Source organism: Nocardioides sp. Z22_16, from assembly GCF_058134365.1.
Window position 1 is genome coordinate 540,759 of the sequence record NZ_JBYTTI010000005.1, and the last position, 11,109, is coordinate 551,867.

The 11,109-nt window shown below is 70.7% G+C and carries 10 protein-coding genes and 1 pseudogene; 1 reads left to right on the forward strand and 10 read right to left on the reverse strand.

Annotated features, from left to right (window positions below; genetic code table 11):
- Positions 1 to 2: 2 nt before the first annotated feature.
- The 6 genes from AC3X7R_RS17740 to AC3X7R_RS17765 form a co-directional block, all read right to left on the reverse strand.
- Positions 3 to 1,682, reverse strand: coding sequence for a PhnE/PtxC family ABC transporter permease (locus AC3X7R_RS17740; protein WP_489967000.1), 1,680 nt, complete (start codon positions 1,680 to 1,682; stop codon positions 3 to 5).
- The gene (locus tag AC3X7R_RS17745) at positions 1,679 to 2,458 is read right to left on the reverse strand and encodes a phosphonate ABC transporter ATP-binding protein (RefSeq protein WP_489967001.1); all 780 of its coding nucleotides are present in this window, start codon (positions 2,456 to 2,458) and stop codon (positions 1,679 to 1,681) included. The genes AC3X7R_RS17740 and AC3X7R_RS17745 overlap by 4 nt, the downstream gene beginning before the upstream one ends.
- Positions 2,458 to 3,378, reverse strand: coding sequence for a putative selenate ABC transporter substrate-binding protein (locus tag AC3X7R_RS17750; protein WP_489967002.1), 921 nt, complete (start codon positions 3,376 to 3,378; stop codon positions 2,458 to 2,460). Before AC3X7R_RS17750 ends, AC3X7R_RS17745 begins: the two co-directional genes overlap by 1 nt.
- 120 nt (positions 3,379 to 3,498) lie before the next feature.
- Positions 3,499 to 4,056, reverse strand: coding sequence for a carboxymuconolactone decarboxylase family protein (locus tag AC3X7R_RS17755; RefSeq protein ID WP_489967003.1), 558 nt, complete (start codon positions 4,054 to 4,056; stop codon positions 3,499 to 3,501).
- Positions 4,046 to 4,948: an SDR family oxidoreductase gene (locus AC3X7R_RS17760; RefSeq protein ID WP_489967004.1), complete on the reverse strand. Its 903-nt coding sequence runs from the start codon at positions 4,946 to 4,948 to the stop codon at positions 4,046 to 4,048. The genes AC3X7R_RS17755 and AC3X7R_RS17760 overlap by 11 nt, the downstream gene beginning before the upstream one ends.
- Positions 4,949 to 4,984: 36 nt before the next feature.
- Positions 4,985 to 6,193: a fatty acid desaturase family protein gene (locus AC3X7R_RS17765; RefSeq protein ID WP_489967005.1), complete on the reverse strand. Its 1,209-nt coding sequence runs from the start codon at positions 6,191 to 6,193 to the stop codon at positions 4,985 to 4,987.
- A gap of 146 nt (positions 6,194 to 6,339) precedes the next feature.
- Between AC3X7R_RS17765 and AC3X7R_RS17770 the strand changes: the two genes are divergently transcribed.
- The gene (locus AC3X7R_RS17770) at positions 6,340 to 6,957 is read left to right on the forward strand and encodes a hypothetical protein (protein WP_489967006.1); all 618 of its coding nucleotides are present in this window, start codon (positions 6,340 to 6,342) and stop codon (positions 6,955 to 6,957) included.
- Between the two features lie 805 nt (positions 6,958 to 7,762).
- On the opposite strand, the gene AC3X7R_RS17775 is transcribed toward AC3X7R_RS17770, so the two are convergent.
- The 4 genes and pseudogenes from AC3X7R_RS17775 to AC3X7R_RS17790 form a co-directional block, all read right to left on the reverse strand.
- On the reverse strand, positions 7,763 to 8,230 hold the full coding sequence (locus AC3X7R_RS17775) for a DUF4265 domain-containing protein (RefSeq protein WP_489967007.1): 468 nt from the start codon (positions 8,228 to 8,230) through the stop codon (positions 7,763 to 7,765).
- Positions 8,231 to 8,299: 69 nt separating this feature from the next.
- On the reverse strand, positions 8,300 to 8,908 hold the full coding sequence (locus AC3X7R_RS17780; protein ID WP_489967008.1) for an HNH endonuclease: 609 nt from the start codon (positions 8,906 to 8,908) through the stop codon (positions 8,300 to 8,302).
- A 16-nt stretch (positions 8,909 to 8,924) separates the two neighbouring features.
- Positions 8,925 to 10,273: pseudogene (locus AC3X7R_RS17785) on the reverse strand (ISL3 family transposase).
- A gap of 600 nt (positions 10,274 to 10,873) precedes the next feature.
- Complete coding sequence (locus AC3X7R_RS17790) at positions 10,874 to 11,107, reverse strand: hypothetical protein (protein ID WP_489967009.1); 234 nt, start codon at positions 11,105 to 11,107, stop codon at positions 10,874 to 10,876.
- Between the last annotated feature and the right edge of the window lie 2 nt (positions 11,108 to 11,109).

Genomic DNA, 11,109 nt, shown 5'->3' on the forward strand with positions numbered 1-11,109 from the left:
GTTCAGCGCAGGGAGGTGCGCACCACCATGCTCAGCAGGTCCACCAGCAGGCAGACCGCGACGAGCGCCAGGACGGTCGTGCTCATCGCCGCCAGGTCGAACCCGGCCCGCTGCTGCTCCAGCAGCCGCCCCAGGCCGCCCGCCCCGACCACCCCCACCACCACGGTCTCCCGCACGGTCACCTCCCAGCGGTAGAGGCTGTAGGCGACCAGCTGACCCAGCGCCGCCGGCACGGAGGCGTAGGCGAACGAGGCGGCCGGTGAGGCACCCAGCGAGGTGAGTGCCGCCCGGGGCCGCTGGTCCAGCTCCTCGACGACCTCGGCGAAGAGCCGCCCCAGGATCCCGAACGTGTAGATGCCCAGTGCCAGGGCCCCGGGCAGCGGACCGGGATAGACCACGAAGAGCACCAGCAGCGCCCAGACGGGCGGCGGGACGGCACGGGTCACCAGGAGCAGCTGCCTCGCCGCCCAGCCCACGACCCGTCGCAGTGTCGGGACCCGGGCGCCCGCGGGCGCCCGGGCGGCCACGAGCGCGACGACGAGGCCCAGCAGGCTGGCCAGCGTGATCGCCACCACCGACATCTGGAGCGTCTCGACGCTGCGGCTCAGCAGCAGCGACCACCCGCCGTCGGGCAGCTCGGGCGGCACCATGGCCGCGACGAGCCGCTCCAGCCTCTCGGCCGTGCGGCTGGAGAGCCACCGCGCCGGGTCCGGCTGCAGGTGCCACACCGACGCCACGACCAGGCACGCCCCGAGGACGGTGGAGAGCCGTGCCCGACGCCGCCCCGTGCCCCGGCGCAGCAGCAGACCCCACCGGTCGATGAGGGCGCCGAGCAGCACGAGGGCATAGATCGAGGTCCACATCTCGCCGTACTGCAGGCCGGCGAAGCTCAGGCTGAGCTGGAGGCCCAGGCCCCCGGCGCCCACCATGCCCAGGATGACCGCCGACCTGATCGCGCACTCGAACCGGTAGAAGGCGTACGACGTCGCCGCCGGCACCAGCCCGGGCAGCAGGCCGTAGCAGAGCGCGGCGACCCGGCCGGCGCCGGCGCGGCGGATCACCTCGTAGGGCTCGTGGTCGGCCTCGTCGAGGAGCTCGGAGTAGACCTTGCCGGTGATCGCCCCGAAGGGGATGACGATGGCCAGCACCCCGACCAGCGGGTCGCGGCCCAGCACGCTGATCAGCAGCAGGGCCCACACCGCCTCGTGCACCCCGCGCGGGAGAGCGACGCCGGCGCGGGTCAGCAGCAGTCCCGCGTGCCGCGCCAGCCGGGCCGGCCAGCGCCCGGACGTCGGTGCCCACCACGTCTGGCTCATCACCGGTGCCAGCAGGATCCCGAGCGCGACCGAGCCGAGCGTGCCGAGGACCGCGAAGGCCACGGTGGTGAGCGTCGCGTCCCAGGTCGCCCGGAGGAACTCCGGGGCGAGCTCGGGGCGCAGCGCGTGGGCCCAGAACTGCGCCAGGAAGCCCCACCCACCGGAGTTGATCACCTCGCCGTCGTCCGGGAGCAGCCCGGCCACCGCCCAGACCACCCCGAGCAGCCAGAGCGCCGCCCAGAGCCGTCCGGTGAGCCGCCGACCCGACTGGTCGGCTCCCCGACCGCTCGGCGAGCGGCCCGGCCACCTGCGCCGACCGGTCCCCCCGCTCGCCTCGAGCCTGGTGAGGTCGGTCAGCCCGGTCACGTCCGGCCCAGCGCGTAGAGCTCCTCGCGCAGCGCCACGTCCACCTGCGTGGCCGGGAGGTCGAAGAGGACCTCACCGGCACGCAGCCCCACGACCCGGTCGCACCAGCGCACCGCGAGCTCGAAGTCGTGCAGGCTCACCAGCAGCGTGCGGGCCGGGGTGGCGACGGTCTCGCAGAGCAGCCGCATGACCTCCTCGGCACGGGCCGGGTCGAGGCTGGAGACCGGCTCGTCGGCCAGCACCAGGTCGGGGTCCTGGACGAGCACCCGGGCCAGCGCCACCCGCTGCTGCTCGCCGCCGGAGAGGTCCCCGGTGCGGGCGTGGAGCTTCTCCGCGATCCCGGTCCGGGAGAGCGCGGCACGCGCGGTCTCCTCCTCGCGTGGCCGGACCAGCGACGAGAGCGCCTGCCAGGTGCTCCACCGCCCCAGGTGACCGGCGTTGACGTTGTGCACCACGCGGAGCCGCTCGACCAGGTGGAGCCGCTGGTGGATGGCCCCGATGCGGCGGCGTACGGCGGCGAGGTCGCGCGCGCCGAGCCGGCCGAGCTCACGGCCGAGGACCTCGACCTCGCCCTCGTCGGCGACCACGGCGCCGGTGCAGAGCGCCAGCAGGGTGGACTTCCCGGCGCCGCTGGGTCCGACCAGGGCGACGCGCTCCCCCGCCCGGACCGAGAGGTCGACCTGCCGCAGCGCGGTCTGCGTCCCGTACGCGACGCTCACCCCTCGCAGCGCGACCGCCGCCACAGGCACCCCGGCCGCCGCGGACGTGGCGGACATCAGGAGACCAGACCGAGCTCGCGGGCGATCTCCTCGATCTGCTCGTAGTTGCCGGCCTCGGTCGGGACCAGGGCGCCGGCGCCGTAGCCCGCCAGGACCTCCTGCTCCTGCGGGGTCGAGCCGTCCAGCGCCAGCAGCGCCTCGCCGAGCTCCTCGGTGAACCCCTCGCCGAACCGCTCGTCGGTCTCCGGGCCCGCGATCCAGTGGTAGTCGTGGTAGATCGGGGTGCGGAAGACCTCGACGACCTTGTCGAGGTCGACGGTCCCGGCCTCCTTGCGCGCCTCCCACACCTGCTCGTTGAGCGCGCCGGCCTGGTAGGAGCCGGACTCCACGAGGTCGATCGTCTTGTCGTGCGAGCCCGAGAAGCCGACCTCCCCGGCGAAGTCCTCGTCGCTGACCACGCCCGCCTCCCGCAGGAACCACTCCGGCATCAGGCGGCCGGAGGTGGAGGAGTCGCTGCCGAAGGTGAACCGGGTCCCCTTCAGGGCGGAGAGCCCGGCGACGTCCTCGACCGGCTCGACGCCGGACCCGGTGCCGGCGATGAAGACGCTCCGGAACTCGGCGTCGATGTCCCGCTGGGCGAGCAGGGCCGCGCCCGGGGTCTGGAGGCGGGCCTGGACGCCGGTGAGACCGCCGTAGAAGACGAGGTCGAGGTCGCCGGCGCTGAAGAGGGAGACGGACGCGGAGTAGTCGGTGACCGGGACGTACTCGACCTCGACGTCGAGCGTCTCGGCGAGGTAGTCGGCGAGCCGCTGCTCCCGTGCTCCCAGCTCGGCGGGGTCCTGGTCGGGGATGGCGCTGATGCTCAGGGTCGGGCGGTCGTCGGTGTCATCTCCCGACGACTCCCCCCCGCACGCGGAGAGCAGGGCCGCCGGGAGGAGCAGGGCGGACAGGAGGACACACGCGCGGGCCCGAGTCATGCTGGCACCGTACCGCCCGGCCACCCTGGCCGGCACCCGCCAGTTCAGCCGAGCTCGACGGGCGCCAGGATCCGGTAGCCGTCGCGTCTCACGCTGGCCTCGAGGTCTCAGCTGGGTGGGTCACCGGCCCCGGTCCGGGCGGACCCGCAGGGTGCGCAGGGTGGTCGCGAGCATCTCGTAGTGACCCACCAGCATCAGCACCTCCAGGCTGGTCCGTTCGTCGAGCTCGGCGCGCAGCCGACCCCACAGGGCGTCGTCCAGGTCCCGGTCGCGGTGCAGCTGGTCGGTGACCTCGAGGAGCAGCCGTTCCCGGGGGGACCAGCCCACGGCGTCCGGCCCGTCGGCCACCCGCTCGATCTCGGCCGCGGAGAGCCCGGCGCGCGCGGCCAGCCTGGTGTGCTGGGTCAGCTCGTAGTCGCTGCCGGTCAGGGTCGCGACCCGCAGGATCACCAGCTCGGTCTCGCGGCGTCGGAGGCGTCCACCGGGCATCAGGGTGCCCGCGAAGAGGAGCCAGCCCCAGAAGAGGCGCCGGTTCCGGCCGAGGGTGCGGAAGACGGCGGGCGGCTCGGTGCCGGTGACCCGCCCGGCGACACGGGAGAACCCGGCGACCAGCGGCCCGACCTCGCGCCACCCGCCGGGGGTGATCCGGGCCACTGCCGGCTCGGTCTCACGCGGCATCGGTCGTCTCCTCCGGGCGGCGGGCCTGGCCCACCTCGGGAAGGGCGCGGTTGGCTCCCCAGCTCATCGACCGCATGGCCAGGGCGTAGGCGGGCGGGCAGAGGCGTTGCACGAGGTGGATCAGGCGGATGTCCGGGGAGGTGTAGACCCAGTAGCGGTTGCGGCGCACCCCGTCGAGGATCGAGCCGGCCGCCTGCTCCGCGGTGACCGCGCGGGCCCGGAAGCGGGCGTGCAGCCGCTGGAACCGCGGACTCGCCTTGTCGATCCCGGCGATCGTCACCGTCTCGGTCAGCGGCGTCGCGACGCCCCCGGGGCAGACCAGGCTGACGCCGATGCCGTGACGCCGCAGGTCGAAGCGGAGGACCTCCGAGAGGCCGCGCAGGCCGAACTTGCTGGCGCTGTACGCGGCGTGCCACGGCATCCCGATGATCCCCGCGGCCGACGAGACGTTGACCAGGTGCCCGCCCCGGCCGGCGTCGATCATCGGCGGCACCAGCTCCTCGATGACGTGGATGGGCCCCATCAGGTTGACGTCGACCAGACGCTGCCAGTGCTGGTGCTCGAGGCTCTGCACGGTGCCCCAGGTGGAGATCCCGGCGATGTTCATCACCACGTCCATGGCTCCCGAGGTCGCCGTGACCTCCCGGGCGAGCCGCCGTACGGCGTCGTGGTCCGAGACGTCCGCCGGCGCGGCGTGGGCCACCACTCCGCCGCGTGCCCGGATGCCCGCCACGACCTGCTCAAGCCGGTCGGCGTCGAGGTCGGTGAGGTGGAGCACCGCGCCCTGGGCCGCGGCGGCCTCGGCGGTGGCGCGGCCGATGCCGCTGGCGGCGCCGGTGAGGAAGACCTTGCGGCCCTGGAGGCTACGGATGCGCTTGCTGGCGGGGAGCATGCCCGCAGAGTGTGCCAGAGGTCACACTGGCCCGCCTCACATCAGCGCGGCGCGTCCCATCGGCAGGAGCCCGGCAGCGGGCCGCGACTTGTCCTCGCGCCGCAGCAGCGAGGCGATGCGGCGGGGCGCGTTGGACCAGGTGGTCTCCTCGAGCCACCCGTTGGGCAGGGAGAGCCGCACCACCTTGTGCCACGCGCTGGCCACCTGCTGGGGCAGCGGGCGGGAGTTGTAGGAGAGCCCGTAGCGCTCGAAGACCGCCCGGACCCGCGGCGCGATCTCCTGGTAGCGGTTGCTCGGCAGGTCGGGGAAGAGGTGGTGCTCGATCTGGTGGGAGAGGTTGCCGCACATCAGGTGCATCGTGGGCGACCCCGAGATGTTGGCCGACCCCAGCATCTGACGCAGGTACCACTCCCCGCGGGTCTCCTGGTCGTCGAGCTCGGGCTGCTCGAAGGTCTCGACGCCCTCGGGGAAGTGGCCGCACATGATGACCGAGTGGCTCCACACGTTGCGGACCACGGTCGCGGTGACGTTGGCGCTCAGGGTGGAGCGCCACCCCCGGCCGGAGAGGGCCGGGAAGGCCACGAAGTCGCGGACCACCTGCCGGCCGGTCTGCACCAGGGTCTCCGCGATGCGCCGGCGCAGCTCGGGGGTGACCCCCTTCTTCTCGCGCAGGTGCTCGCCGAGCTCGATGTCGTAGGTGGCGATGCCGTACTCGAACATCAGGGCGTTGACGGCGTTCCACATCGGCTGCACGAGGAAGCGGCGCGACCACTCCTGGTCCTCGTCGACCCGCATGATCCCGTAGCCGAGGTCGTTGTCCTTGCCCACGATGTTGGTGAACCGGTGGTGCTGGACGTTGTGCGCCCGCTTCCACTGGGAGGGCGGGGAGGCGTGCTGCCAGTTCCACGTCTCGGAGTGGATCTTGGGGTCGCGCATCCAGTCCCACTGCCCGTGGAGGACGTTGTGACCGATCTCCATGTTGTCGAGGATCTTGGCCAGCGAGAGGCAGGTGGTGCCCACCACCCACGCCGGACGGCGCCTGCTGCCGACGGTCAGGACGAGCCGACCCGCGACCTCGAGACCGGCCCGCAGCGCGATCACCCGGCGGATGTAGGCCGCGTCACGCTCGCCCCGGGTGTCGAGGACGTCCTGCCTGATCTCGTCCAGCTCGCGGCCGATCGCCTCGACGTCCTCGGGACGCAGGTGGGCGATCTGGCTCGCGGCCTTCCTCTCGATGACGGTCACGGTCTCAGTCCCTCGGCTCGGATCATTGGTACGGACGCCGGCGGCGGCGCTGGCCCCATTGTGCCGTGCCGGACCGCACGCCTGCCAGGCTCCCTGGGATCCGCCCACCGGTCGGTCCTCCGTACCCACGGGATACATTCGTACGCGTGGACGATGTCGCTTGGATCGAGGCCCGCACGCTGGACGTCGAGACCACCCGGGAGACGTTCGCGCTGGCGGCCCGTCACGTGCTGGCCGACACCGCCCGGGAGTACCACGCGGTGATCACGGTCGGCGAGCTGGCCCACGCGGTGCAGCAGCGCACCAGGATCCGGCAGCGCCAGGCGCCGAGCCTGTGGATGGGCGACGTGCTCTACCGCGTCGCCAAGGACTGCCGCCGCCGGGGTGAGCCACTGCTGGGCGCGCTCTGCGTGGGGCCGGACGGCCGGATGAGCGAGTGGTACGCCGACACGGTCAACAGCGTGCGGGGCGACGTCGTCACCGATCCCGAGCAGCACGCGGCGCAGGAGCGGCTGGAGTGCTACCGCCGGCACGGTGCCGAGATCCCGCCGGACGGCGGCCAGCCCGCCCTGCCGCCCCGGCGCGAGATGGCGAAGCGCGCCCCCGCGACCCGCACGCCGCGCGCCGCCGCGGCGCCCCGCGCCCCGCGGGAGTCCAAGGCGGTGGTGAGCAAGGCTCGTCAGGTGGATCCGCCCAAGGCGGCCACCTGCCCCCGGTGCTTCATGCAGCTCCCGGCCACCGGGCTCTGCGACAACTGCGACTGACCGGGACGCCGAGCCGGGCCACGCCGTTCACCGGAGCTCCGTCGAACCACCACAGAGTCATCGCGATGTCTCTCCCGATGGGAGTCCCGACCCCCCGCCTCCATAGGGGGTCGGAAATCCAGTGTGACCAGCCTGTTCTCGTGACTTCTGGCTCTGCGGGTTGCCACCCGGGAACGCGTTCGAGGACCAGGCGGAACGCGCCTGGCTACCGAGTGCAAGGCAGCGGGTGAGGACTCCGTCTGATGACGCCAGCGCCCGGCACGTCCGACGCGCAAGCGTAGGACAGCGCCCCCCTTTTGCGCCGGGTGCTCGCGGAGCGGCGTCAGGCAACACCGGCTCTCTGCCTCGGCGTCAGCACCAAGTTGCTGCCAGGTCGCCGGCGCTGCTTCGACTGCGACGATCGCCCGGACGAAGCCGTCAAGCGCACGCTGAACAAGTGCTGGAGCCAGGACACGGACTTCCGTCCTGCTGACTTCCGATCGCGGGTCGGGTTGCCCTGAAGCCCTGCGCAGTCCCCCAGCTCGTAGGCCCGCCGCGACGCCAAGCCCGCCCCGCGAGGGTTGTCCGTGACCCTCGTGCGCGGACGGCATACGCGGCTACGGTCGGGGCGGCAAGCGCGGTCTTGAACGCCGATCCAGATACGAGAGTCGCTCACGGTAATGAGCCAGTGCTGGCGACGACCAACCATGACTGCCCTCGAAGCACTCAGCAGTTCGAAACGACGAGAATAAGATCATCCCCAACCTCATCACATCGCTCCTATTCCCCCACCAGTCCCGCGAACTAGCCCACGGCCACCGAGCAGTCACGCGGTTTTGCCGGTTTCGTAGACCAGTCGCTCCTCCGTCTCGAGACCGTGCAGCAGGTCAGCCACTCTCCTCACCGCCGCGCCTTCGGCGTCAACCGCAAGAAGGCTTGGCGATGACCATTCGGTCAGCGCGCCGAGAGTTGCCAGCGTCTCCACCGTCGAGTCGCGGAAGCGGTACTGCGTCCGCTCGAAGAAGGCGCGAAACACGTAGCGTCCCGCCCGCTGTCGGACTCGGCTGAAAACGTACTGAAGATCGCCTTGCGGGGCGGTCTCCACCAAGTCGCCAAGTGCGACGTCGTATAGGAAGAACGGAATGCAGCAAACCTCGAACACGTCCTCACCGATTTGCCTCGTCCAGAGCTGCTCGAACCGCCCTTCCTCCGGCAGTGGCGCATTGATGATGAAGTCCGCTCGCTCCCGCCAGACCGGCTCGTCATGGGTGGAATACTGCACAGCAGCGATCATGGCAGCCCCCACCAACTCGGCGGCCACAAGCCCTCGAAGCCGGGCGGCGGATTGACCGGGAACTTTCGATCACGCTTCGAGGCGTTGCACCATGAGCAGGTTGTCTGCGCGTTGGACAACGTAGCGTTGCCCCCCCTGCGAGCGTGGGATGGCGTGATCGACCTGAGGCCGCCCAGTCTCCATCCGGCAGTACACGCAAGTGCTCGGGTTCTCTTCCAGAGCCTGCTGACGAACCCGCTGCGAGAACGCCTTGCCCGCACTCTCGCCGCCCTTAGCGCCCGCCTTGATCAGCGGGGCTCCACTGTTTGCGACCGCATGCGGTGAGGTCGCACGATTCAGGTCGCGGAGGTAATCGACGGCCTTCGCGGCCTTTCCGATCTTGCCGGGCGGGGTCGCCATGGCGATCTCGGCCAGGCATCTCGCCAGGCCGTCCTGGCAGGCATCCGGGTCGAAGATCAGCGCTTTTGCGAAGGACAGGGGCGCATCTGACCCACCGGTGTCGCAACGGGTGGTCAGGGCGCATGGCCCGGCCTTTTCGAGGTACTCCTGCGAGACGCTCCCGTTCGAGATTGTCCAGACCTCTTGGGTCGGCTCACTTGTCGCTGCGCTGGTGCCGTCGTCTGGGGTGCCGGAACTCTTGCTATTTCTCTGCTCCTTCTCGAACTCCTCCTGGGTCATGCCGGCCCTTCCCAGTTCAGCATGGTTCGGGTCTGATTGGTGGGCGGCGTCGGTAGGGGCGTGAGCCGTCGGCGGCGAGCAGGATCCGGATGCGGTAGTTGGTGAAGTTCCGGAAGCCGTGGGCGAGGCGTCGGGTCTTCTCGATGACGCCATTGATGGCCTCGGTGCCACCGTTGCTGACGCCGCCGGTGGTGAAGTAGGCAAGATCTCCTCGCGCCAGCGACGCAGGGTCTTGCCGAGCCGCTTGACCTCGGCAATCAGGCAGGTGTGCAACGAGTCGAGGACCTTCTCCGCCACTTGGCGTCCCGCGGCTGGGGACGCGGCGTGGTAGATCGAACGGACGAGCTGGTAGCACCGCCAAGCGACTTCGACCTCGCAGCCGGGGTCGCCGACCGGCAGGTACGTCTCGAGGCGGTGGCGTTGCCGGTCGGTGAGGTGTTCTTCGCCGGTGAGCAGGGTGCGGCGGATCTTGTACAGCGGGTCGTCCTTGTGACCGCGCCGGTGCAGGGTCGCCTGTTGCACTCGACGTCGGACGTCGTCGAGGGCGCTGCCGGCGAGCTTGACGACGTGGAACGCATCGAGCACCGCGACCGCGTCGGGCAGCTCGTCCCTGATGGCGTTGGCGTAGCCGCGGAACGGGTCGAGCGCGGCGTGCTCGATGGTGACCTTGACGTCGACGCCTTCGACGCCTTGGTCGGTGAGCCAGTCGGCGTAGACCTTCCCCGATCGGCCCTGCACAGCGTCGAGGAGCCGGGCACGTAAGCAACCGTTCTCGTCGCGCGTGAGGTCGACCATCACAGTGACCGCCTTGTCCGTGGACGCGATCTTCGAAGGCCGCCAGATGTGTTCGTCCACGCCGATGGTCTTGATGTTGCTCAGCCGGGCAGGGTCTGCGATCCGGGCCGACGCCGTCGTCTTGATCGCGGACCAGCAGGTGTCCCATGCGACACCGAGATGACGCGCGATCGCGGAGACCGTGGTGTCGTCGTGCCGCAACGCATCGACCGCCCACGCCGTCGCCCGGGTTGTGAGTTTGGCCCGGGACGGCGCGTAGGGATGCTCCTCGGTCCACGTCGTACGTGGGCAAGACGGTTCGGGGCAGCGCCAGATCCGCTTGCGCCACCGCACCCGCACCGGTCGACCGAAGCAGGGCGCGTCGTGGAGGACCTGGACCCGGCGGCCGTGCCCGACCGCGACCACACCACAGTCCACACAGCCTGCGAGGTCGGCGTCGGACTCGACGTCGAGCACCAGAGTCCCGTCGTTGCGGGCGAGGACGTCGAGGACATGGACGCCCTCGACACCAAAGAGTTCATCAGCCCGCGGACACCATGAGGTCCCGCGCGCGCACGTACAGTGAGTCACCGTCAGGGTCTTTCTCGAAAAGCTGCTTGGTCGCTGCTGATCGTGAAGGCCCTGACGCCTTCTCAGCCCCCTGACACGCCGCCCATGCCGAACCCCTCAACCACGCTCATCTGGGAAGGGCCAGTTTACTCCTTCCCGGGCTGTAGTTGGGATGTCCCGGGAAGTGCTTTGACTGCTGCCCCCAGTGCACCGTCGGGATGTTGTCAACGCTCTTTGCGGCAACCTGCGATCGACCGCGCGAGGGAAGGTTCTCCTATCGACCTGACCCAGCCTCCCGGTCGTGGGACCGCCGCCGGCGACCAGGACGAGCTGCGTGGGGTCGTCGTACGTGGTGTTCGCAAGGGGTGCCGCGTTGTGCGGGCGCGCCGAAGCGGCGCGCGATCCACTCGCCTCGGCGGCATGGCGACAGCGATGGCTGGTAATGAGGAGGCGGCCCGAGGTCGGCGTGGCAGGTCACCTGCGTGCTACAGGTGGTCCAGAGCCCGTCGTGCGTGTGGACTGGCAGCACGGCGCGCCCGACGTCCGCACCTTCGGCTGCGTTGGGAGTCCCGCCGATCGATAGCGCGATCAGCAGCGCTACGAGTACGCGGACCAGGACGTTCATGAGATATCCAGCGACCTCAGCTGCCCGTTGTCGTCGAAGACGATTGTCACTGTGCCTTGAGCAGTGTCAGCCGTGATGACCTTTCCTGCCATCTCAGCGTCCACAGGGAGCGAGGCTGTCGGCTCATCGAAGCGAATCTCCAGGAAGAACTCGCCCGACCATGGCTGAGCATCGGCCTGGCCGGCCTCAGCGAGCCATCTCATGATGTCGCGGATGTGGACGGTTGCCATGG